Origin of the sequence: Kaistia dalseonensis (assembly GCF_030814715.1) — a bacterium.
GTDB classification, from domain to species: domain Bacteria; phylum Pseudomonadota; class Alphaproteobacteria; order Rhizobiales; family Kaistiaceae; genus Kaistia; species Kaistia dalseonensis.
On record NZ_JAUSVO010000005.1, the window covers coordinates 176,139 to 199,014 of the forward strand.

25 protein-coding genes are annotated in these 22,876 nt (G+C 65.4%); 13 read left to right on the plus strand and 12 right to left on the minus strand.

Translation table 11 applies throughout. From position 1 onward, the window contains the following. Positions 1-25: 25 nt before the first annotated feature. A complete protein-coding gene (locus tag QO014_RS17955) occupies positions 26-583 on the minus strand; it encodes a tetratricopeptide repeat protein (RefSeq protein ID WP_266350113.1) in 558 nt (185 codons plus the stop codon). A 92-nt stretch (positions 584-675) separates the two neighbouring features. After that, a complete protein-coding gene (gene ykgO, locus QO014_RS17960) occupies positions 676-801 on the minus strand; it encodes a type B 50S ribosomal protein L36 (protein WP_266350114.1) in 126 nt (41 codons plus the stop codon). 224 nt (positions 802-1,025) lie between these two features. On the opposite strand from ykgO, the gene QO014_RS17965 reads away from it, so the two are divergent. From QO014_RS17965 to QO014_RS18000, 8 genes are all read left to right on the plus strand, one after another. After that, complete coding sequence (locus tag QO014_RS17965; RefSeq protein WP_266350115.1) at positions 1,026-1,232, plus strand: hypothetical protein; 207 nt, start codon at positions 1,026-1,028, stop codon at positions 1,230-1,232. 451 nt (positions 1,233-1,683) lie between these two features. Next, positions 1,684-2,547: an amidohydrolase family protein gene (locus QO014_RS17970; protein ID WP_266350116.1), complete on the plus strand. Its 864-nt coding sequence runs from the start codon at positions 1,684-1,686 to the stop codon at positions 2,545-2,547. Further along, the gene (locus tag QO014_RS17975; RefSeq protein ID WP_266350117.1) at positions 2,544-4,070 is read left to right on the plus strand and encodes a sugar ABC transporter ATP-binding protein; all 1,527 of its coding nucleotides are present in this window, start codon (positions 2,544-2,546) and stop codon (positions 4,068-4,070) included. The genes QO014_RS17970 and QO014_RS17975 overlap by 4 nt, the downstream gene beginning before the upstream one ends. Next, on the plus strand, positions 4,067-5,053 hold the full coding sequence (locus QO014_RS17980; protein WP_266350118.1) for an ABC transporter permease: 987 nt from the start codon (positions 4,067-4,069) through the stop codon (positions 5,051-5,053). The genes QO014_RS17975 and QO014_RS17980 overlap by 4 nt, the downstream gene beginning before the upstream one ends. Further along, a complete protein-coding gene (locus QO014_RS17985; protein WP_266350119.1) occupies positions 5,050-6,054 on the plus strand; it encodes an ABC transporter permease in 1,005 nt (334 codons plus the stop codon). The genes QO014_RS17980 and QO014_RS17985 overlap by 4 nt, the downstream gene beginning before the upstream one ends. Before the next feature lie 37 nt (positions 6,055-6,091). Continuing rightward, on the plus strand, positions 6,092-7,093 hold the full coding sequence (locus QO014_RS17990; RefSeq protein ID WP_266350120.1) for a substrate-binding domain-containing protein: 1,002 nt from the start codon (positions 6,092-6,094) through the stop codon (positions 7,091-7,093). Positions 7,094-7,216: 123 nt separating this feature from the next. Next, a complete protein-coding gene (locus QO014_RS17995) occupies positions 7,217-7,531 on the plus strand; it encodes an L-rhamnose mutarotase (RefSeq protein WP_266350121.1) in 315 nt (104 codons plus the stop codon). A 30-nt stretch (positions 7,532-7,561) separates the two neighbouring features. Then, the gene (locus tag QO014_RS18000) at positions 7,562-8,311 is read left to right on the plus strand and encodes an SDR family NAD(P)-dependent oxidoreductase (RefSeq protein WP_266350122.1); all 750 of its coding nucleotides are present in this window, start codon (positions 7,562-7,564) and stop codon (positions 8,309-8,311) included. Positions 8,312-8,883: 572 nt separating this feature from the next. Here QO014_RS18000 and QO014_RS18005 read toward each other — a convergent pair. Next, entirely contained in the window at positions 8,884-9,915 is a 1,032-nt protein-coding gene (locus QO014_RS18005) for an aldo/keto reductase (protein WP_266350123.1), read from the minus strand. 273 nt (positions 9,916-10,188) lie between these two features. Between QO014_RS18005 and QO014_RS18010 the strand changes: the two genes are divergently transcribed. Together QO014_RS18010 and QO014_RS18015 are read left to right on the plus strand one after the other, a co-directional pair. Then, on the plus strand, positions 10,189-11,229 hold the full coding sequence (locus tag QO014_RS18010) for a LacI family DNA-binding transcriptional regulator (RefSeq protein ID WP_266350124.1): 1,041 nt from the start codon (positions 10,189-10,191) through the stop codon (positions 11,227-11,229). Positions 11,230-11,260: 31 nt separating this feature from the next. Continuing rightward, positions 11,261-12,295, plus strand: coding sequence for a C-terminal binding protein (locus QO014_RS18015; protein ID WP_266350125.1), 1,035 nt, complete (start codon positions 11,261-11,263; stop codon positions 12,293-12,295). Positions 12,296-12,353: 58 nt separating this feature from the next. Here QO014_RS18015 and QO014_RS18020 read toward each other — a convergent pair whose 3' ends face one another. The 4 genes from QO014_RS18020 to QO014_RS18035 form a co-directional block, all read right to left on the minus strand. After that, positions 12,354-12,947, minus strand: a complete 594-nt coding sequence (locus QO014_RS18020) for an OmpA family protein (RefSeq protein ID WP_266350126.1) — start codon at positions 12,945-12,947, stop codon at positions 12,354-12,356. Positions 12,948-12,982: 35 nt separating this feature from the next. Then, on the minus strand, positions 12,983-13,405 hold the full coding sequence (locus tag QO014_RS18025; RefSeq protein ID WP_266350127.1) for a cysteine rich repeat-containing protein: 423 nt from the start codon (positions 13,403-13,405) through the stop codon (positions 12,983-12,985). 147 nt (positions 13,406-13,552) lie between these two features. After that, complete coding sequence (locus tag QO014_RS18030) at positions 13,553-14,350, minus strand: SDR family NAD(P)-dependent oxidoreductase (RefSeq protein WP_266350128.1); 798 nt, start codon at positions 14,348-14,350, stop codon at positions 13,553-13,555. A 24-nt stretch (positions 14,351-14,374) separates the two neighbouring features. Beyond that, entirely contained in the window at positions 14,375-15,469 is a 1,095-nt protein-coding gene (locus QO014_RS18035) for an Ldh family oxidoreductase (protein WP_266350129.1), read from the minus strand. Between the two features lie 121 nt (positions 15,470-15,590). On the opposite strand from QO014_RS18035, the gene QO014_RS18040 reads away from it, so the two are divergent. Next, on the plus strand, positions 15,591-16,355 hold the full coding sequence (locus QO014_RS18040; RefSeq protein WP_266350130.1) for an FCD domain-containing protein: 765 nt from the start codon (positions 15,591-15,593) through the stop codon (positions 16,353-16,355). 83 nt (positions 16,356-16,438) lie between these two features. Then, positions 16,439-16,858, plus strand: a complete 420-nt coding sequence (locus QO014_RS18045) for a universal stress protein (protein WP_266350131.1) — start codon at positions 16,439-16,441, stop codon at positions 16,856-16,858. A gap of 10 nt (positions 16,859-16,868) precedes the next feature. Here the strand turns inward: QO014_RS18045 and QO014_RS18050 are convergent, their stop codons facing one another. From QO014_RS18050 to QO014_RS18070, 5 genes are all read right to left on the minus strand, one after another. Next, positions 16,869-17,375, minus strand: a complete 507-nt coding sequence (locus tag QO014_RS18050; RefSeq protein ID WP_266350132.1) for a GNAT family N-acetyltransferase — start codon at positions 17,373-17,375, stop codon at positions 16,869-16,871. A 31-nt stretch (positions 17,376-17,406) separates the two neighbouring features. Then, the gene (locus QO014_RS18055) at positions 17,407-18,294 is read right to left on the minus strand and encodes a carbohydrate ABC transporter permease (RefSeq protein ID WP_370877170.1); all 888 of its coding nucleotides are present in this window, start codon (positions 18,292-18,294) and stop codon (positions 17,407-17,409) included. After that, positions 18,291-19,184, minus strand: a complete 894-nt coding sequence (locus QO014_RS18060) for a carbohydrate ABC transporter permease (RefSeq protein ID WP_266350133.1) — start codon at positions 19,182-19,184, stop codon at positions 18,291-18,293. Before QO014_RS18060 ends, QO014_RS18055 begins: the two co-directional genes overlap by 4 nt. Then, the gene (locus QO014_RS18065; protein ID WP_266350134.1) at positions 19,181-20,308 is read right to left on the minus strand and encodes an ABC transporter ATP-binding protein; all 1,128 of its coding nucleotides are present in this window, start codon (positions 20,306-20,308) and stop codon (positions 19,181-19,183) included. Before QO014_RS18065 ends, QO014_RS18060 begins: the two co-directional genes overlap by 4 nt. A 254-nt stretch (positions 20,309-20,562) precedes the next feature. Then, positions 20,563-21,822 carry an ABC transporter substrate-binding protein gene (locus tag QO014_RS18070; RefSeq protein WP_266350135.1) on the minus strand — a complete coding sequence of 420 codons (1,260 nt, stop codon included), beginning with the start codon at positions 21,820-21,822 and terminating at the stop codon, positions 20,563-20,565. A 209-nt stretch (positions 21,823-22,031) separates the two neighbouring features. On the opposite strand from QO014_RS18070, the gene QO014_RS18075 reads away from it, so the two are divergent. After that, the gene (locus tag QO014_RS18075) at positions 22,032-22,832 is read left to right on the plus strand and encodes a GntR family transcriptional regulator (protein WP_266350136.1); all 801 of its coding nucleotides are present in this window, start codon (positions 22,032-22,034) and stop codon (positions 22,830-22,832) included. Positions 22,833-22,876 lie beyond the last annotated feature (44 nt).

Here is a 22,876-nt window from a genome sequence, read left to right on the forward strand (position 1 = left end):
CAAGGCTCGCGTGATCCCGCCGGCCTCAGATGTCCTGGCCGTCAACGCTCGGCTTCAGTTCCTTGATCGCGTCGCGGATCGAATCGTCGAGATAGGGGTCGAGGTCGACCGCCTTCTGCAGGGCGGCAAGCGCATCGGTCTTGCGGTCTATATCGCGCAGGATCAGGCCGAGCCCGGCCAGCGCGCCGAAATGGCGCGGCTGCAGGGCCAGCACCTTCTCGAGGTCGGCGAGCGCCTTGCCGTATTCATCCTGCAGATAGAAGATCGTGGCGCGCCGGTTCCAGCCTTCGGCGAAATCCGGCTTCAGCGTCACCACGGCATCGAGGAAATCGAGCGCGCGGTCATAATCCTTGGTGGCGACGGATTGCGTCGCCCAGCCCATCAGGAGGTCGACCGTGTCGCTGCCGGACTTGCGCCAGCGGCGCTGGATCTCGGCTTCGGCGGCCTTGCCGGTGGTTTCGTCGCCGGGCTTGGCCAGCGTCGTGAACAGTTGATCCATCGTTTGCGCGCCGAGATTCGGCACGCCTTCGCCCGCCGGCGCCGAAAGGCTCGGCGACGCCCAGGCGATGGACAACATCAACATGACAACAAAAACCCGCATGATGGACAGGCTAAGCCGTCATGCGGGCATCGTCAAAACAAAATCCGCAGCCGCGCGCCGAGGCGCGCAGGGCCTCAGCCCTGACGGGCCTTGTAGCGCGGATTGGTCTTGTTGATGATGAAAACGCGACCCTTGCGGCGAACGAGCCGGTTGGCGCGGTGACGGCCCAAGAGGGACTTGAGCGAGTTCTTGATCTTCATGGCGCGTTACCCGCGAATTTGTTCCAGGAACGAAACGAGCGCCCAAGGCGCCCGCTCGAAATTCGGCCGGACCATAGGCAGCGGCTTTTGGCTTGTCAACACGATCAGCCGGCAAAAGGCGGCCGATCCGCGGCGTTCCACCGGAGTCTGTCGCGTGTCCGGAACAATCCGCCATCTGCCCCGTTGATAGCCCGGGCTGGAAACAGAACCAAGGGAGACCAGAAATGGCCAACACCAATGATCAGCGTCACGCCAGCGCGATGAACGATCCCAAGAAACCGGCCGATGCCGGACGCAAGGAGAGCGAACATCGCGGTCCCGCGCAGCATCAGCAGGGCCATGACCAGGACAAGCGCCAGCAGGGCTCGGGCACGCAGCAGGGCTCCGGCGGCCACCAGCAGGATCCGACCCACAAGACCGGCCAGGGCTGATCCACGACCGATATTCTGATTGCGGGCCCGCCCTCCTCCGGGGGCGGGCCTTTTCTTTGCCTGCTCACCGCTGCCGGGGGCATGCGACCGCCCAGCCTCCCCTGGCGTCAGTTCCGTACCATGACCAACGTTTCCACGGCAGCGCAGCATGAAATCGCATCAGCAGCAAATTTCACCGACAGTCGAAATTGATTGATATTGAAGGGGTTGTAGCCTCAATCGGCGTCATCGCCCCTCTCCTTCTTTGCGCCGGCGCGACGAATCCCGCTTGACGATGACGCGCAACCATGTTGACGTTTACACAGTGAACGGCGCGAGGAGGCGCCGGCGCGACAGCGGTCAACGCTGCGCCAAAGGGAGGAAGAAGCGTGGAGCGGGACGGTTCGTCTTTGAACGCGGTGTGTCTGGCTGCGGCTTTTCTGACCGTGGCTTGCCGGGCGGAGTGCGCCTGATGCCGCATGGTTCGATCGTCGACACCCATCTGCATCTGTGGGACCCGAAGCGCCTGCGCTATGGCTGGCTCGACGGCAATGATGTCCTCGACCGTCCCTATCTGCTGGACGATTACAACGCCGCCACCAAAGGCCTCGATATCCAGGCCATGGTGTTCCTGCAGTGCGAGGTGGAGCCCAGCCAGTACCAGTTGGAGGCCGACTGGGTCGCCGATCTCGCCCGGCATGATCCCCGCATCAAGGGCATGGTGACATGGGCGCCGCTCGAAAAGGGCCGCGCCGTCCTGCCCGAACTGCAGAACCTCGCCCGGCATCCGATTCTGCGCGGCATCCGCCGCATCATCCAGTTCGAGCCCGATCTCGATTTCTGCCTGCGGCCCGATTTCATCGAGGGCGTGCGCACGCTGGCCGAGCTCGGCCTCTCCTTCGACATCTGCATCGATCACCGCCACATGGCGAATGTGCTGAAATTCGCGGCGCAGGTCCCGAACGTGCCGATGATCCTCGATCATATCGGCAAGCCCGCGATCAAAGACGGCGTGATGGAGCCCTGGGCGAGCCAGATGCGCGAACTGGCCGCCCTGCCCCATGTCTCCTGCAAGATCTCCGGCGTCGCGACCGAGGCTGACCACGCCAATTGGAGCGAAGACGAGTTGAAGCGCTACATCGATGCCGCCATCGACGCCTTCGGCTTCGACCGCATCATGTTCGGCGGCGACTGGCCGGTCGCGGTGCAGGCGATCGACTATCAGCGCTGGGTCGGCCTGCTCGACCGCATCCTCGCCTCCGCCTCGCCGGCCGAGCAGAAGAAGTTCTGGCGCGACAATGCGGTGCGCTTCTACCGGCTGGAGAATGTCCTGTGAGCGCGACCGGCCCGCTCGTCTCGGCGCGCGGCATCTCCAAGTCGTTTGGCGGTGTCGAGGTGCTGCGCAATGTCGATCTCGACCTGATGCCCGGCGAAGTGCATGCGCTGCTCGGCGAGAACGGCGCCGGCAAGTCGACCTTCTCGAAAATCCTCGCAGGCGTCCACAAGCCGACGCGCGGCACGCTCAGCCTCGCCGGCCAGCCGGTCGAGATTCCGAGCCCGATCGCGGCCCAGCGCCTTGGCATCACGCTGATCCATCAGGAGCCGATCTCCTTCCCCGATCTTTCGGTCGCGGAGAACCTCGTCATCGGCCAGGTCGGCGCCAGGCCGCTCGGTCGCGTGCGCTGGGCGGCGCTGGCGCAGGAAGCCAAACGCCTGATGGCGCTGCTCGACGTGCCGATCGACGTGACCAAGCCGATGCGCGGCCTTTCGATCGCCGACCAGCAGATGGTCGAGATCGCCCGCGCGCTCGCCTCCGACAGCCGCCTGATCATCATGGACGAGCCGACGGCCGCGCTGACGCCGAAGGAAGTGGAGACCCTGTTCAAGATCGTGCGGCGCCTGCGCGAAGAGGGCCGCACGATCGTCTTCATCTCGCACCGGCTGGAGGAAGTGCGCGCGATCTGCGACCGCGTCAGCATCTTCCGCGACGGCGACAGGATCGAGACCGCCTGGACGGCCGACCTCTCCGATGCCGAGATCATCCGCCGGATGATCGGTCGGCCGGTCGCCGATTATCTCCATCGCGGCACCAGCCATGTCGGCGCCGTCGCGCTTTCGGTGCGCGATCTGACGCTGCCCGGCCGCTTCGAGGGCATCAGCTTCGATGTCCGCAAGGGCGAGATCGTCGGGCTCGGCGGCCTGGTCGGCGCCGGGCGCACCGATGTCGCGCGCGCCATATTCGGCGTCGCGCCGGCGAGTTCGGGCACGATCAGCGTCGACGGCAAGCCCGTCACCATCAACGAACCCTCCGATGCGATCGCGCTGCGCATCGCCTTCGTGCCGGAAGATCGCGCCATTGCCGGCATCTTCCGCTCGCTGCCGGTCGAGACCAACATCACGGCCGCCGTGCCGGAGAAGATCGCGCCGCGCGGCATCATCCGCCGGGCGACGGAAAAGCTGCTGGCGAGCCAATCGGTCGAAAAGCTCAGCATCCGCCTCGCCTCAGTGCGCCAGCCGATCGGTGAGCTCTCCGGCGGCAACCAGCAAAAGGCGATCCTCGCGCGCTGGCTGCTCTCCGATCCCGAAATCCTGATCCTCGACGAGCCGACGCGCGGCATCGATATCGGCGTCAAGGCAGAGTTCTACGACATGATCGGCGAACTGGCCGCAAGCGGCCGCGCCATCCTGCTGATCTCGTCGGAGCTGCCCGAATTGCTGGCGCTCTCCGACCGCATCCTCGTGATGTCCGAGGGCAGGCTCACCGCCGACATTCCCCGCGCCGAGGCGAGCCAGGAGGCGATCATGTTCGCCGCCGTGCCGCGTTCCGGCCGCCACACCGTTTCGGGAGCCGCGGCATGAGCAGCATCGCCCGCCTGCTGCGCGCCCGCGAAGCCGGCATCCTCGTCATGCTGGTGCTGTTCGCGCTCGTCGTCGGCCTCATCCAACCGCGCTTCCTTACCGCCGAGACGCTCCGCATCGTTCTGCTCGCCGTGCCGCTGATCATGGTCGCCGCCATGGGCCAGATGATGGTTCTGGTCGCGCGCCATGTCGATCTTTCGATCGGCTCGATCCTCGGCTTCTCGGCGATCGCCGCCGGCATGATCTTCCGCGATCATCCCGATTGGCCGCTCTTCATCGGCTTCGGCGTCGCGCTCCTCTCCGGCGCCCTGCTCGGCCTCTTCAACGGCCTCGTCGTCACGCTCTTCAAACTGCCCTCGATCATCGTGACGCTCGGCACGCTCAGCCTCTATCGCGGCCTGCTGTTCATCCTCTCCGGCTCCAAGCAGATCGACCCGAACGATATTCCAGAGCCGCTGATCAAGATGGCGCAGACATCGCCGATCGATATTCCCTGGATCGTCATCATCGCCTTCGGCGTGGCGCTCGCCACCCATGTCTTCCTGACCTACAGCCAGATCGGGCGGCAGATCTACGCGATCGGCTCCAACCCGGCTGCGGCACCGCTGCGCGGCATCCGCGTCATGCCGGTGACCATCCTGGTCTTCACGCTCTCCGGCGCGCTGGCGGGCCTTGCCGGCATCATCTACGCCGCGCGCTTCGGCTATGTGAATCCCGGCATTACCGGCGTCGGCTTTGAGTTCACCGTCATCGCGGCCGTCGTCATCGGCGGCGTCTCGATCAATGGCGGCGTCGGCTCGGTCGCCGGCACCGTGCTCGGCGTGCTCTTCCTCGGCGCCGTGCAGGTCGCGCTGCCGATCCTCGGCGTCTCGGGCTTCTGGCAGAACGCCATCTATGGAGGCATCATCCTGATCGCGCTCGTCATCGACCGTACCGTCCGCCAGGGCGGCCTGCGCGGCCTTCTCGCCCGGGGTGGCGCATGAGCACGATCGAGTCCCCTCGCCCCGCCGTCATCCTCCGCGAGGCGGCCAAGCCCCGCCCGCGCTGGCAGGTCATCCTCGTCCGGCCCGAGACGGTGACGTTCCTGCTCTTGATCATCGCCACGATCGTGGCGACGCGTCTCTCGCCCTTCTTCGCCGATCTCGGCTTCATCCTGGAAAGCTCGACCTATTATGTCGAGTTCGCGATCGTCGCCCTGGTGCTGACCATCGTCATCATCTCCGGCGAGATCGACCTTTCGCCGGCGGCGCAGATGGCGCTCTCCGCCTGCCTGTTCGGCACCGCCTACCGCGCCGGCGCGCCGATCCCGGTCGCGATCCTGGTCAGCCTCGTCTCCGGCCTCGCCATGGGCGCCTTCAACGCCTTCTTCATTACGGTGCTGCGCCTGCCCTCGATCATCGTCACCATCGGCACGCTGATCCTCTATCGCGGCCTCGCGCAGGTGCTGGCCGGCGACAAGTCGATCGGCTCGTTCCCCGGCTGGTTCGTCGGCATAGACTACCGCATGATCGGCATCGTGCCCGTGCCGGTCATGATCTTCATCATCGCCTCGGTGCTGCTCGGTCTCTTCCTCGGCATCACCATCCTCGGACGCCAGATCTACCAGATCGGCACCAGCGAGGTCGCCGCGATCCATGCCGGCATCCGCGTGCGGCGGATCAAGTTCGGCCTGTTCCTGGCCTCGGGTCTGACCAGTTCGATCGCCGGCCTGCTCACCGCCTCGCGGCTCGGCTCGGTGCGCTATGATCTCGCCTCGGGCGGCGAACTCACCATGGTGCTGATCGTCATGCTCGGCGGCACCTACATCTTCGGCGGCCGCGGCTCGATCCTCGGTACATTCCTGGCCGCCTGGCTGCTCGTCATCATCGCCACCGGCATGACCGTCGCCAACATCGCCATCAACGCCCAGCTCACCGTGATGGGCCTGCTGCTCATCGTCTCGATCATCGCGACCAACGCGATCTATGCCCGCAGCCAGCGCTGACGGGAGGACGTCCACAGCAAACAGGGAGGAACTGAACATGCTGAGGAAGAAACTGATGCTCGCCGCCGTACTGGGCGCGAGCCTTTTCGCCGGCGCCGCCTATGCCGCCGATCCGGTCTCGATCGTCTACATCCCGAAGAACACGGGCAATCCGTATTTCGATTCGATCATCAAGGGCTTCGAGGACGGCTGCAAGACGCTCGGCTGCGAGTTCACCACCGTGGCGCCCGCCTCCGCCGAGGCCACCTCGCAGATCCCGTTCCTGACCGCCCAGATCCAGCGCGGCGTCAATGTCGTGGCGATCTCGCCAAACAGCCCCGACGCGCTGAACCAGGTGTTCGACCGCGCCCGCTCCAAGGGCACGATCATCCTGTCGGTGAATTCCGACATGCCCGGCAATGAGGACCATCGCGACGCGGCGATCCTGCCGGTCGATTTCACCAAGACCGGCCCCTCGCAGGTCGAGCTGCTCGGCAAGCAGATCGGCTATGAAGGCGAGATCGCCATCCTCTCCGCCACCACCGACGCGCCCGACCAGAACGTCTGGATCGCCGCGATGAAGGATACGCTCGAGAAGGATCCGAAATACGCCAAGATGAAGCTGGTCACCATCGCTTACGGCGATGACGATCCGCAGAAGTCGACGACAGAAACCGAGGCGCTTCTCGCCAACTATCCGAACCTGAAGGGCATCATCTCGCCGACCACCGTCGGTGTCGCGGCGGCCGCGCAGGTCGTCGAGACGGCGAAGAAGGCCGACAAGATCAAGGTCGTGGGTCTCGGCACGCCGAACCAGATGCGCCGCTTCATCGAGAACGGCACGGTCGAGGCGTTCCAGCTCTGGAGCCCCTATAATGAGGGCCTGCTCGCGGCGCACTTCGCCGTCGGCGTCAAGAACGGCACGATCAAGAACGAGCCCGGCACCACCTTCGAGGTTCCCGGTCTCGGCAAGGTCACCGTCGGCGAAAAGAGCGTGATCAAGACGCAGGCCGACCTCACCACCTTCGACAAGAAGAACATCGCCGACTTCAACTTCTGAGGCCAGCGACCCAGTCAGGTGCCCGCGTCTCGCCGCGACCGCGACCCTGTTGCCTCCGGGGTGACGGCCGCGGCGGATAGCGGGCACCGCCCCCCAAGGGCCCCCCAAGGGAGAGAAACTGCCATGAAGCGCGTCGGCTTCAAGATGAAGCTCCATCCCGGTCACGCCGCCGAATATAAGAAGCGGCACGACGAGATCTGGCCCGAGCTTTCCGTACTGCTCGCCCAACACGGGCTGCGCGATTACACGATCTTCCACGATCCCGAGACGGATATACTGTTCGCGATCAATCACGAGGTCGCAGGCGCCCGCCTCGGCGATCTCTTCGCCCATCCGATCATGAAGAAGTGGTTCGCCCATATGGGCGACATCATGGACACGAACCCCGATGGTTCGGCCCTGATGAAGCCACTGACCGAAGTCTTCCACATGGATTGACGGCCCCGCCGTCGCAACGGAACCAGCCCGATGAACCAGTATGATTTCAAGGATCGCGTCGCGATCGTCACCGGCGGCGGCCAGGGCATCGGCCGCACCGTTACCGAGCGCATCCTGGCGTCCGGCGGCAAGGTCTCGATCTGGGACCGCGACGCAGCCCTGCTGGAGAAGACCGTCAACGAGATCGGCAGCGAGCGCGTCGAAGGCCGCGCCGTCGACATTGGCGACCTCGCCTCGGTCGAAACCGCCACGGCGGGCACGATCGGCCATTTCGGCAAGATCGACATATTGATCAACAATGCCGCGATCGTCGGTCCGAACATGCCGACATGGGAATATCCGCCACAAGCCTTCATGGATGTGCTGCATGTCGGGCTGACCGGCACGTTTCATTGCTGCCGCGCCGTCGTCCCGCACATGATCGAGCGCGGCTATGGCCGCATCGTCAATGTGAGCTCGATCGCCGGCAAGGAAGGCAATCCGAACGCGGTCGCCTATTCCTCGATGAAGGCCGGCGTGATCGCGCTGACCAAATCGCTCGGCAAGGAGGTCGCGGCGAAGAACATCGCCGTCAACGCCGTCACCCCGGCCGTGGCCAAAACCGCCGGCGCGATGGGCCAGTCGCCGGACCACATCGCCTACATACTCGGCAAGATTCCGCGTGGCCGCATGCTGGAACTCAGCGAGGCCGCCTCGATGATCTGCTTCCTCGCGACCGAGGAAAACTCGTTCACGACCGGCGCGGTGTTCGACCTCTCGGGCGGACGGGCGACGTATTGAGGGGATAAGGCTCGCCAACCGCGCATTGATCGCCCTTTCGCAAGGGGCGATCTGCCCAACCATCGGGCAGGTCCGCGCGCCCGCGCGTAACACGGGTTTGGAACGCGGGGATAAAATAAACTTCATTAAATTCTATCCCCGCCCTCCTGGAGCGGCCGCATAATCGCTTCGTTCCCGCCCATGCAGGAGGGCGAACCGGTCGTTCCGAGACGCGGGCGGGAAACGGGAAGCTGTCGTTGATCCGGCGTCACGAACCGGGTGAGCGGCGGCGGCCAAGCTCGATACGCCTGCCCTGGAACGCAGGGCACAGGACGACGCCGCATCAGTTTCGCGGCGCGCGACATCGTCGAAGGGGTGGCCCAAGCAACGATACACCCCGGGTCGATCGAGAACAGGCTGGAAAACATCCCGTGCGCGGGGCCGCGGATCGCCGGACCAGGCGGTTCCAGGCACACGACCAAACCTTTTTCGCCGGCGCCCGCCTGGACGCCGGCGGTTCGCTGCGCCCCGCGCCACCTCCTGCAACCCTCGCGGCGATCGCCGGCGGGGCGCTCTTTGACATCCGAACTCGGCTACGGCGTCGGCGCGTCGGCGCGGATCAGGCCCTCATGCTTCAGTTCAGCCCAGAGGTCTGTCGGGATCTCGCGGCGGACATGGCCGAGATTGGTCGTCACCTGCTCAGGGCGGAAGGCGCCGGGAATGACCGAGGTCACCACCGGGTTGAACAGCGGGAACTGGATCGCCGCCGCCGGCAGTGGCACGTCGTGCCGCTCGCAGACGAGCTGGATCCGCCGCGCCTTTTCCAGGATCTCCGGCGTCGGATCGAAATAATTGTACTTCGCCCCCGGCACCGGTCCGGTCGCATAGAGGCCGGAGGAGAACACGCCGCCAATGACGATGCCGACCCCACGCTTGGCGCAGAGCGGCAGTTCGTCCGTCAGGGTCTCCTGTTCGCCGAGCGTGTAGCGCAGCGCCAGCAGGAAGAAGTCCATGTCGAACAGTTCGAGGAAGCGTGGAATGAGGCCGATCTCGTTGATCCCCGCCCCGATGGCGCGGATGCGGCCGGACGCCTTCAGATCGGCCAGCGCGCGGAAGCCGCCATTGGCGAGCTGCGTGAAGCCCGCCTGCACCATGGTTTCCGAGCCGCGATGCCACCAGTCGAGATCATGGATGACCAGCATGTCGACGCGGTTCATGCCGAGCCGCTGCAGACTGTCCTCATAGGCCCGCATGATGCCGTCATAGGAATAGTCGAAATAATGCTCGAAATGCAGGCCGCCGGCCCAGAAGCCGGTATCGAAGGCGTCGGGCCTGGTCACCGGCGCGCGCAGGATGCGGCCGACCTTGGTCGAGAGGATCAGCTCGCCGCGCGGCTTCTGGTAGAGAAAGCGGCCGACGCGGTGCTCGCTCTGCCCGCGGCCATACCAGGGCGCGGTGTCGAAGGAGCGCACGCCGGCATCCCAGGCCGTCGCGAGCGTCGCCTCGGCATCGGCCTCGGTGACCTTGGTGAAAAGCTCGCCGAGCGGCGCCGCGCCGAAGCCGATCTGCGGCAGCATGATATCGGTGCGGCCGAGTTGCCGGCGCTCGAATGGATCCATCGTCATGTCCTCCCTGACACGGCGCCCCGTAGGAACGGCCGACATCAAGGCGTGAGTCGGCCGCCCTTGGCGTGGGGCATGGACCCATCAAATGCCATGATCGTGTAAACGTCAACACGCTCGTTTCGATCCACTGTCGCATGGCCCGCTTTTGGTCGCTGACATGATCTTCCTTGATTAATCAGGGACTCAATGGCAGTTTGGCACGAAGGAAGCCCGCATGCGATCGATGATCCATGCTGCCTGATCGGCAAAAGTCAGGGCAAGGATGTAAACGTTATGTCAGTCAAGACGCCCGCCGGCGGCCGGCGCCAGCCGACCATTCATGAGGTCGCGGCATCGGCCGGCGTCTCGATCGGGACGGTTTCGCGCGTTGCCGGCGAGAGCCCGCGCGTGGCGCCGGAGACGCGGGCCCGCGTGCTGGCCGCCATGGCCGAGCTCGGCTACCAGCCGAATGCTGCGGCGCGCGCCATGCGCACCAACCAGACCAAGACGATCGGCTTTCTCATCCCGGACATGACCAACCAGGTCTTTGCCCGCGTCGCGCAGGGCGCCGAGACCGTGCTGGCGCCGGAGGGCTACATGCTCTTCGCCTTCTCCTCGAACCGCTCGCCGGCCCGCGAGGTCGCGTTCCTGCAGGCGGCGCGGCAGCGCCAGATGGACGGGCTGATCGTGACGCTCTCCGACGAGACGGCCACCGCCACGATCGAGGAGATCGGCCGCATGGGCGTGCCCGTCGTGGTGCTCGACCGCGAGGTGCCGGTCGAGGCCGACGTCGTCTATAGCGAGCACATGCAGTCGATCGAGACTGTGGTCGGGCAGTTGCTGGAACTCGGCCATCGCCGCATCGGGCTCGTCACCGCCTCGCAGAATATCCGCCCCGGCCGCGACCGCGTCGCGGGCTTCCGCCGCGCGCTGGAACGGGCCGGCCTGCCGGTCGACGACTGGCTGATCCGTGCCAATCGGCAGAGCGCCGAATATGGCGCCGCCGAAACGCACGACCTGCTGACCGGCGCCAATCCGCCGACGGCGATCCTCGCGGCGGGCAGCGACATCTTCTATGGCGCGCTGCGCGCCGTGCGCCTGCTCGGCCTCACCATTCCCGACGACATCTCCTTCGTCGGCGCCGATGATCCGCTGCTCGGCGATCTGGTCTATCCGCCCATCACCGTGATCGACCGCGACATGGTCGAAGTCGGGCGGCAGGCGGCCGGGCTGCTGCTCGACCGGCTGCGCGGCCTCGACATGCCGCCACGCCGCATCATGCTCGGCAGCAATGTGCTGCTGCGCCGTTCCATCGCCGCGCCGCGGCACCGCTGAACAAAAAACCAACACGCTCAGGGAGTTCATCTTGTCTTCGCGCCTACGCCTCTTCACGCCCGACGCCCAGTATCCCGACGATGGCACCATCGAGCGCCAGACTGCCGGTCCTGATGTCGACTGGACGATCTGCCGCGAACGGGCGCCGGAAAGCCTGCCCGACGCGGCGCTCGCGGAGGCGGACGGGATCGTCGTCTGGCACGAGATGAAGATCAACGCGGACTTCCTGGCCCGCATCCCGAAATGCCGGATCATCGCGCGGGCCGGCGTCGGCTTCGATCACATCGATCTCGAGGCGACGGGGCGCGCCGGCATACCGGTCTGCAACACGCCCGACTACGGCACCAGCGAGGTGGCCGACCATGCGATCGCGCTGATGCTGGCGCTGACGCGCGGCATCGTCAGCTATCACGAGCATCTGGTGCAGGACCCGATCCAGGGCTTCAACAGCGCCCTCGCCCCGCTGGTGCGCCGTTCACGCGGGCGCACATTCGGCGTCGTCGGCTTCGGCCGCATCGGCACCGCGACGGCGCTGCGCGCCAAGGCCTTCGGCTTCCGCGTCGTCGGTTATGATCCCTATGTCTCGCCGGGAACGGAGATCGCGCTCGGCATCGAGCGCGTGCAGACGCTGGAAGCGCTGCTGGCGACGAGCGACATCGTCAGCCTGCACTGCCCGCTCACGACCGAAACCCGGGGCATGATCGGCAAGGCGGCGCTGCAGCGCATGAAATCCAACGCGATCCTGATCAATACCGCGCGCGGCGCCATCGTCGACGTGCCGGCGCTGATCGCGGCGATCCGGGACGGCGAGATCGCAGGCGCAGGCATCGACGTGCTGCCGGTCGAGCCGCCACGCGCCGATGATGCGATCGCCCTCGCCTATCGCGACCTGAAGGCTGCCGGTGTCGCGGACCGCCTGCTGCTGACACCGCACGCGGCCTGGTCGAGCCCGGAAAGTGCGGCCGATGCACGCCGCCTCGCGGTCGAGACCGTGATGCTCTACCTGCAGGACGGCAAGCTGCGCAATCTCGTGAATGGCGACTATCTCGCCGCCACGCGCCGCTGAAACGAAAACGCCGCCCTCACCATGTGGGGGCGGCGCATCAGAAACGGGGCCGTGCCGATTACGGCGTCGGCAGGAACTTGCCGACGTTGATCAGCTGGACGCGACGGTTGATCGGGTCCTTCGGATTGGCGGTATCGAGCAGCGATTCCTCGCCGAGACCGACCGCCTCGAGGCGGCGCGGATCGACGTTGAACGTCGTCGTCAGCGCCTCGACGATCGCGTCGGCGCGCGCCTGGCTGAGCTTCATGTTGTCGGCGCGGTTGCCGGTCGTGTCGGTATTGCCGACGACCAGGAACTTGTAGCCGCCCAGGATCGGGTTGTGGATCGCATCCGCCATCGAGCCCACAGCCGCATAGGATTCCGGCTTGATGATCGCCGAATTGAGCTGGAACTGGATCTGGATGTTGATCTGCGCCAGGCTGTCGAGCTTGACCGGCAGCGGCTGCGTCACGCCGGATTCACCGGGGAACTGCTTCATGTGCTGAAGCGCCATCGCCTGGAGCACGGCCGCCGAGATGACGGGCGCGTCGGAGGTGACGTTCTGGAGGCTCTGCGCAATCTGGTCTGAGGTCAGCATGGTCTGGGCCGAGGCGGGGCCTGCCAATGCGAGCAGGGAGACGGCCAACGCCATGCCGGCGGTGCGGAGTGTCATGATGCGTGCATTCCTATCGCGTTTCGACATAAGGCCTACCGATAACCGGCGTCGGTAATCACCTGGTTGCACTTCTTGCTGACGACGCGCGCGGCCGTCACGAGGCAGGACAGGAGATGCCCATCGCCGGGAACCATGCCCTGGCAACGGTTGGCCGCGTCGTTGGCGCAGACCTTCTCGATCGAGTTCTGCGCGGCGACGCGCTTGGCGATCGAAGCGACAGCGACCTTATAGTCGGTGACGCACTGCGGATTGATCTGGCTCTCATGCTGCAGCAGGCACTGGCGCAGCTGATCATTGCCCAGATTGACCGTCGAACAGAACTTCTGGATGTCAGGGCCGCAGCTCTTGGCGAGCATCGCGCCGGCATCCGAATAGCTCAACGTTTGCGCGGAAGCAGCGATGGAACCTGCGCTCATGAGAAGCGCGGCACCGATCGCCATAAACTTGAATTTCATGTCTAACTCCCCGAATTAGTCCTTCGACTGGCCCGGTTTATGACGAGAAAAACAAAAATGTCCATCCCGACTCGGCCCAGGCAGGCATTACATAGCCTATAGTTCGGATAAATACGCCAGGTGACGTATGGGCCGGCCATCAATCCATCAATCGGGAAGAACAACGCCGATCTTGGCGAGAAGACCGCCATCGACCTTATATTCGCCACCGGTGCAGAACGCCGCCCGGGGCCCGGCCAGGAAGGCGATCATGGCGCCGACATCATCCGTCGTGCCGACGCGGCCGATCGGATGCGCCGCGCCCCATTTGGCGATCACATCGTCCTCGGTCTCGCCGGGGCCGAGATTCTCGGAGGCCGCGAAGCGCAGCATCGGCGTGTCGATCGAGCCGGGGCAGACCGCATTGACGCGAATGCCGTGCTTGGCATGGTCGAGCGCCATAGCGCGGGTCAGCGCCAGCGCGGCGCCCTTGGACGCGACATAGGCGGCGACATTGGTCTGGCAGGCGATGCCCTGCACGGAGGCGACATTGACGATCGCGCCACCGCCACCCGCCCGCATCAGGGGAATGCCGTAATGGCCCGTCAGGTAGATGCCCTTGAGATTGACCGCGAGCACACGGTCCCAATCGGCCTCGGCCATGGTCTCGACCGTGCCATAGGGCTGGATCGCGGCGCTGTTGACGATGATGTCGAGGCGGCCGAAAGCGCACTCGATCGTGTCGACCAGCCCGGCCACGGACGGGCCGGAGGCGACATCGCCCTGCACGGTCCGCACCGTCGCGCCGATGGCGACGAGATCGGCCGCCGCCCGTTCGAGCGCGCCGACATCCGGCCCGAACAGGACCAGCGCCGCGCCCTCGGCCGCAAGCGCCCTCGCGGCGCCGAGGCCTATTCCTGTCGCGCCGCCGGTGACGAGCGCGACCTTTCCGGCGAGTTCCGCCATGTTCTTGTCCTCCCCAGATGCAGCTCAGAGATAGGCGAGCGGCGGAACGGCGAGTTCGGCCGCGAGATTGTCGAATGCGATGGCAAGCGCCTCCGCAACCGGAATGCCATTCGCCGAGCGCTCCCGCTCGACCTTCCATTCGCGGTCGCCCGGCGCCATGACGCTGGTGCCCGGCCGAGCCCGCGCGGCACGGATATCCGCGAGATAGGCCGCCATGGCGGCATCGTAGAGCGGGCGCGGCACGAAGCGGGCGGGATCGATCACGATGAAGAAATGGCCGAGACGGCGCGGCGTCGACCAGTCGGGGCCGACCATGCCGAGCAGTTCCGTGCAATGCGGGCTCCCGGTCATGACGGCGCTCAGGATCTCGAGCATCGAGGCCAGCGCCGCACCCTTGAAGCCGAAATGCAGCCCGCCGATCGGCAACAGCGCCGCCGCCTCGGCCGGCTGGCGCGTGATGGCGCCGCTCGAATCGACCGCGACGTCGTTGGGCAGGGTGAGACCCTTGGCCATCATGTCCTGGACGCGGTTCCACGGCACCGTGCTCGTCGCCATGTCGAGCAGGAAGGGCCGCTCGCCAGCGACCGGCGCGGCGAAGCTGATCGGATTGGTGCCGTGAAACGGCTCGACGCTGTCATGGGCGAGCACGAAGGAATCGGAATTGGCGAAGGCGAAACCGACATAGCCGGAGGCGGCGGCGCGCAGCGAATAGCAGCCGGCAGCGCCGAAATGCGAGGAGTTGATCACCGACACGGCCGCGATGCCGGTCTCGGCAGCGAGCGCTACGCCCTCGTCGATCGCGGCGAAGCTCGCATGATGGCCAAAGCCATTATCGGCGTCGAGGATCGCGGTTCCGGGTCCTGTGCGATCGACCTTGAGCTGCGGGTTCGGATTGATGCGGCCCGTGCGCACCACCTTGGCGTAGTGAACGGCAAGGCGGACGCCATGGCTGTCGACACCGCGCAACGACGCCTCGGTCAGAGCCGACGCCACCGAGCGGGCATGTCCGGTCTCGGTTCCTGCGGCACGCAGAACGCTCTCGACGAACGCGGACAGGGTTTCGGCCGAGGCGCGGCCGCGCACGTCATGACCAAGCTTCGACAATTCTGCCTCAGCCATTCTCGATTCCTCCCGACACTCAAACTGGCATAACAGCCTGACAGCACGTAATCACTTATGCCATAAAGTGACAAGCGCAGACGCGTGAAAGACGAAGACCGACAGGCCGGAGGAACGTCGCATGCCATCAGGCGGTAAGAACGAGCAGGCCCCCGCGCGACCGCTGGATCTCGCGCCAGGACCCATTCACCGCCCGAAACTGCACGAGCTGGTCGCGAGCCGGCTCGAGGCGCTCATTCGTTCCGGCCAGCTGAAGCCGGGCGACAGCCTGCCCTCGGAGCGCGATATCATGGCGGCCTTCAACACTGGCCGCCCCGCCGTGCGCGAAGCCTTCCTGTCGTTGCAGAACAAGGGGCTGATCGTCACCGAGTCAGGCCGGCGCGCCCGCGTCCGGCAGCCGAGCGTCGACAATGTCATGACCACACTGGACGGCGTGGTCAGCATGATCATCGACGACCGGAAGAGCCTGAAGGATCTCTTCGATGCCCGCGTCTTCATCGAGGCGGCGATGGCCCGTCATGCCGCGCAGTACATCAACGCGGATCAATTGCGCGCGCTCGAGGAGGCGCTGGCGCAGAACCGCCGCGCGATCGGTGACCGGCAGGGCTTCGACGCCAGCGACATCGTCTTCCACCGCATCCTCTTCGCCGTCGCCGGCAACCCGGTCTTCGATTCGGTCCACAGCGCGCTTGTGAGCTGGCTCATGGATCGCTGGGCACGGCTCGTGCGCAACGAACAGACCGAGACCGCCGCCTATGAAGGCCATGCCGCGATCTTCGCGGCCGTCAGCCGGAAAGACCCCGACCAGGCGGAGGCGGCGATGCGCGATCATCTCGGCGCCTCATGGGCCGTCTGGGCGGAACAGCTGGCGCAGACGGCCGGCTGATCAACGCGGATCGCGCTTGATCTGGCGCAAGCCATCGCCCCTCGCGCGCGCTATTCTAATCCAAATCGGCGAGGAGACGGCCCATGTACAAGCACATACTGATCGCGACCGACGGCTCGGAACTCGCCGACAAGGGCGTCGACAGCGGACTGGCGCTCGCTGCGGCGCTCCACGCCAATGTCACCGCCGTGACCGCGACCCGACCGCCACTGGAGTTAGCCGGCGATGTCGACCCGATCGACCGCGCGACGCTGGATGAGAACGCGACGGAAATCCTGAGCGCGGTGGCGGCCAAGGCCTTCGCGCTCGGCGTCTCCTGCGCCGGCGTCAAGATCAGCACGGCGAACCCGGCCGAGGCGATCATCGACACCGCCATGGTGCGCGGCTGCGACCTGATCGTCATGGCCTCGCACGGCCGCCGTGGCCTTCAACGCATGATCCTCGGCAGCCAGGCTTCCAAGGTTCTGCTCGGCACGACGCTGCCGGTGCTGGTGATCCGCTGAGCGCGGCCCGTCAGCTCCGCGATTCCGACACGCCGTCCGGCGAGGCAATCGGCAGCATGTTGGCATAGATGCCCGGGATCGAACCCTCGATCGGGATCGCGCCGATGCTGCGGGCATAGAAATCGGTCGGTCCGGCGCCGCCGATAATGCCGTAGCCATAACCCTGATTGCGCAGGTCGAGCAGCGTCGCGAGCAGAAGCGCATGGCCGACGCCCTTGCCGCGCATCGACTCGTCCACGCCGGTCGGGCCGAAAAAGCCGCGCGCGGTCGCGTCATAGCAGGCGAAGCCGGCGATCTGTCCGTCCCTGACGGCGATGAAGCAGGAGGCCGGCTGATGGGCGACGGCGACGGTCGCCTCGCTCACCCAGCCCTCGCCGAAGCGCGGCCCGATCCAGGCCGTCAGCGCGCGCAGCTCGGGCGGCAGGACGCGGCGGATGACGAAGCCCTGATCCGCCATGCGCTTGTCGAGCGCCGGATCGGGCTTCAAGTCGTAAAGCTTGACGAGCATGTCGACCATGATCGAACCCTTGTTGGAGAGGCGTCTGCCGTCAGCCCTTGATTGCGCCGGCCGTCAGGCCCGACACGATCCGGCGCTGGAAGATCAGCACGAGAATGATGAGCGGCAGCGTGACGGTGACCGACGCCGCCATGATCTGCCCGAAGGGGTATTCATAGCGGCTGCTGCCGCCGAGAAGCCCGATCGCGACTGGAACGGTGCGGTTGGCGTCCGTCAGGATGAAGGTCAGCGCGAAGAGGAACTCGTTCCACGACAGGATGAAGGCAAGGATGCCGGTGCTGGCCAATGACGGCCCCATCAGCGGCAGCAGGATCTTCATCAGGATGCGGAAATGCGAGCAGCCATCGATGATCGCCGCCTCCTCCAGCTCGCGCGGAAACTCGCGGATGAAGGTGGTCAGGATCCACGTCGTGAACGGCACCGTCGCCAGCAGGTAGGTCACGACCAGCGCGCTCGGCCGATTGTAGAGGCCGAGCCAGTTGATCAGCTCGAACATGCCGGAGAGCACCACGACCTGCGGGAAGATGGAGATCATCAGGATCGCCATCAGCACGAAACGGCGCTGCGGAAAATCGATGCGACCGAGCGCATAGGCGGCGGACAGGCCGAGGATGAGCGAGATCGCCGTGGTCGACACCGCAACGAAGGTCGAATTGACGAGCGAGCCGAGGAAGACGGGGTTCTCGAACAGCGAACGGTAATAGGTGAAGTTCAGCGCCGGAACAAAGGCGTTCTGGTAGAGTTCGGCGCCCTGCTTGGTCGAGGAGACGATCGCCCAGTAATAGGGAAAGAGCACATAGACCAGCACGACGAGAACGGCGAGGCCGAGAAAGCCCTGGCGCACACGGCGCCAGAATCGGTAGCTGGCCGAGGAACGCCGGCGCGTCGTGGCGCTGCGAATTGCGACATCGGCCATCATGCGGCTCCCGCGGAACGATCGAGGCGCAGCACGCCGATGATCAGGATGGCGACGAAGGCGACCAGCAGGAAGACGCAGCTCGCGGCGGCCGAGCCGACACCGAGCTCCTGATAGCTGATCAGCCGATCGCGAGCATAGATCGAGACCGTCATGATGTTCTCGTTGCTGGCCGAAAGCACATAGGCGAGATCGAACATGCGCAGCGCATCGAGCGCGCGGAAGAGCACGGCGACGCCGATCGCCGGCGTGAGCAGCGGCAGCGTGATCGACCAGAAGCGCTTCCAGGCCGGAATGCCGTCAACATGGGCGGCTTCAAAGATCTCGCCCGGCAGCAATTGCAGGCCGGCGAGAATGAGCAGCACCATGAAGGGTGTCGTCATCCAGACATCGATGAAGATCACGACGCCCATGATCAGCGAACTGTTTGCCGTCCAGGCGATGCCATGGTCGGAGAGGCCTAGACCGACGATCAGCGCATTGATGACGCCGAACTGGTCGTTCAGCATCCAGTCCCAGATCTTGGTCGCGACCACGACGGGGATCGCCCATGGCACCAGGATCGCGGCGCGCACCAGCCCGCGGCCAGGGATCGCCTCATTGATCAGCAGCGCAATGGCGAGGCCCAGCACGGTCTCGATCGCGACCGAGATCGAGGTGAAGACCAGCGTGTTGCGAACGACATGCCACCAGCCGCTATCGGTGAGCACTTCGATGAAATTATCGATGCCGACCATGGAATAATTGGTCGGGTCGTCGAGATAGGCGTTGGTGAACGCGAAGAAGACCGTCCGGCTGAGCGGCCAGACCGCCACGAGCAGCATGACCAGCGCCAGCGGCGTCAGGAACAGCCATGCGGCGCGGTGCTCGCGGCGAGCGAGGCGCGTGCTCATCGCCGTGCCTCACGGAACTGCGCCGCGCTGGCCCGCTCATGACTCTCGTGATGATCGAGCCGGCGGCCATCGCCGTCGAAGACGAACAGGTCGGCATCGCGGAAGGCGAGACCGACCATGCGACCCTTCAGTTCGAGCGGCGGGCGGCCGGCGACGCGCACGACCCAGACGGAATCATCGGCAAGGCGCGCATAGGCGAAATGCTCGTGGCCGAGATCCTCGATGCGTTCGAGCAGGCCGGAAAGCCGTCCCTCGCCTTCGCCCGTGATCGCGATCGCTTCCGGGCGCACGCCGATCGAGGCGGCGCCGGCACCCTGACCGCTGAAGGCAAGGTCGATCGCGAAGCCGCCGGGACCCGAGAGATGCTTGGTCTCGCCGGCGCCCTCGACGCTGACGGGCGCGAAGTTCATACGCGGGCTGCCGATGAAGCCGGCGACGAAGCGGCTGTCGGGCGTGTGATAGAGTTCCTGCGGCGTGCCGACCTGTTCGATCAGGCCATGATTGAGCACGACGATCCGGTCGGCCAGCGTCATCGCCTCGGCCTGGTCATGCGTCACATAGATCATGGTGGTGCCGATATCGGCATGGAGCTTGGCGATCTCGACGCGCATCTCCATGCGCAGGTCGGAATCGAGGTTGGAAAGCGGCTCGTCGAACAGGAAGACATCGGGCTTGCGCACGAGCGCGCGGCCGATGGCGACACGCTGGCGCTGGCCACCGGAAAGTTCGCGCGGACGGCGATCGAGCAGGTGATCGACCTTCAGCATCTTCGCGACGTCGCGCACCTTGGTGCGGATCGCGTCGCGGCCAATGCCGAGTGTCTCGAGCGCAAAGCCGATATTCCGCGCGACGCTCATATGCGGATAGAGCGCATAGGACTGGAAGACGAAGGCGATGCCGCGTTTGGAGGCCGGGACGTCGGTGACGTCCTCGCCATCGATCGCCACCACGCCGCTCGAAACCGGGATCAGCCCGGCGACGAGGCGCAGCAGGGTCGACTTGCCGCAGCCGGAGGGGCCGACGAAGACGACGAATTCACCATCCTTGATATCAAGGTCGACGCCGCGAATGACGGCATTGGTGCCGTAGCTCTTCGAGACGGATTTGAGCGTAACCGATGCCATTTGGTTCCCGGTCTTCGATTGGGAAGAAGCGGCCGTTCGGGGAAAGCAATCGTCCCGGAACAGCGGAAACAGGCACGCGCCAATGGTTCGGCCCGCAATGCCCGATTTCCCTCCCCTTTGTGGGGAGGGCTAGGGAGGGGTACCGCCTCGGTCCCTCCGGATAGACTTAGTATCGCGACGCCTCAACAGGCAGCGTCGGTGCCCCTCCCCGGCCCCTCCCCACAAGGGGGAGGGAGAAGGAAGGGGCGAACCGATCAGCGGCTTTCCTTGAGCTTCTCGAGCTTGGCGGCGAGGCTCGTCAGGTCCGCCTTCACGTCGGCTTCGCCCGAGAGCATGTCGTGCACGGCGCGGTAGAAGGCCTGCGAGACGCGGTTATAGCTCGTGCCGGTATAGCCCGAGGGGCGCGCGGCGCTGTCGGCGAAGGCCGGTGCGGTGTCCTTCAGGAAGGGCAGCTTGGCCAGCACGTCGGGATCGGAATAGAGCGCGGAGATGGAGGGGCTATAGGCACCCTCGACGGCGCGCATCTTCTGCATTTCCGGGCCGGTGATGAAGGCGATGAACTCGGCCGAGAGCTCGGGATGCGTCGTATATTTCGAGGCGCCGAAATACATCGGGCCGAGGCAGCCGCTCGACTTCTGGCCTTCCTTGCCGACCGGAAGCGGCATCATGCCGACCTTGCCGACGATCTTGCCGCCAGCGGTCTGCGAGGTGCCCCAGACATAGGGCCAGTTGCGGTGGAAGACCGAATTGCCGGCCTCGAAGACCGCACGGGAGGCCTCTTCGTCATAGTTCAGCACGCCTTCCGGCGTGATCGTGCCGATCCAGCCCTTGGCGCGCGTGATCGCCTCGGCGGCTTCGGGATTGTCGATCGTGACCTTGCCGTCATCGGAAATGATGGTGCCGCCACCGTTCGAGGCGATCAGCTCGATCGCATCGCAGGTCAGGCCCTCATAGCTCTTGGCCTGCCAGGTGTAGCCCCACATGTCGCCATTGCCGGCGGCGCGTTCCTTGTCCTGGATCTCCTTGGCGGTTGCCGCCAGTTCGTCCCAGGTCTTCGGCTCGGGCTTGCCGTACTTCTCCAGAAGATCCTTCCGGTAGAACATCAGCCCGACATCCATATAGGCCGGCATGGCGATCAGCTCGCCATTGATCTCGCCCGCGCCGACGGTCGACTTGAAATGCGCGTCGATATCGGCCTGCGGAATCTTGCCCTTGAGATCGAGCAGGTTGTTCTTGAACATGCCGAGCCAGATGACGTCGAGGAAGAGCACGTCGACATCGGGCGACTTGGCGGCGAGGAGCTGCTGATAGAGCGGGATCGCGTCATCCAGCAGCGCCGGCATCTTGTTGATCTTGGCCTCGTTGCCGGTCTTCGCCTTCCAGGCATCGGCCGCCTTGACACAGAGATCGTAATCAGTGGCTCCGCAGAACACGGAGATCGACTCGGCCTGAGCCGCGCCGGCCATCATCGTCAAGAACATGGTCGCGCCGAGCGCGATCGACTTTATCGACATTCGCTTATTCCCCTCGTTCTCTGGATATGACGCTGCCGTCATTGGATGGGACGGCGCTCTTGTGGCGCCTGTCCGATGGGCTATTACCACTGGATATATCCAGTCATGTCAATAAGCCGTCTTTCGTGACATCATGTCCGTGAGGAGGCCGGCCAGCGAAGCCGGGGCATGATACAGGGGACGATATGGGACCGATGGGGAGCACGGATTTGGAGACTGCCGCCTCCGACGAGAATGCAGCCGCCGTGGCGCATGGCAGCATCAGCCGCGAAGATCCGAGGCCGCTTCATCGCCAGGTGCATGGCGCCATACTCGCGGCGATCGAGGAGGGCCGGCTTCCCCGCAGCGGCAAGTTGCCGTCGGAACGCGAACTTGTGGATATATTCGGAGTAAGCCGGATCACCATCCGCCACGCGATGCGCGATCTCGTGCAGCAGGGCTTCCTGCAGAGCCAGCCGGGCAAGGGCTTCTATGTCGTCGAAGGCCATCAGGGCTTCGAATTGCACCTGCTCAAGAGCTTCACCAATACCGCGCTCGCCAATAACCGCCGGCCCGGCCAGCGCCTGCTCGACGCCCGCATCTACCGGGCACCGCTCGAAATTACGCGCCCGCTGTTCCTGCCGCCCGGCGCCGAGGTGTTCGTACTGTCGCGCCTGCGCTTGCTCGACGACGTTCCGGTCGTGATCCAGACCGACTGGCTCTCTGCCGCGCGGGTGCCCGGCCTGATCGACCTCGACTGGACGTCCGATAACCGCTCGCTCTATGCCGAGCTCCGAGAGCGCTTCCATATCCGCCCCGTGCGCGGACAAACCACGCTCAGCGCCCGGCTCGTGACCGAGCGCGAGGCCGACCTGCTTGATCTCGTTCCGCCGGCTGCTGTCCTGACCGTGGACCAGATCGCCTTCGACGGACGCAACCGCCCCGTCAACATGACGATGCTGGCGCATCACCCCGAGCGCTATCCGCTCACGCTCGCCCAATCCGAAACCGGCGACATCGAACAGATATGACGCCGCATTGATCGTCAAAGCGTGATCGATCGAGGGATTCCGTT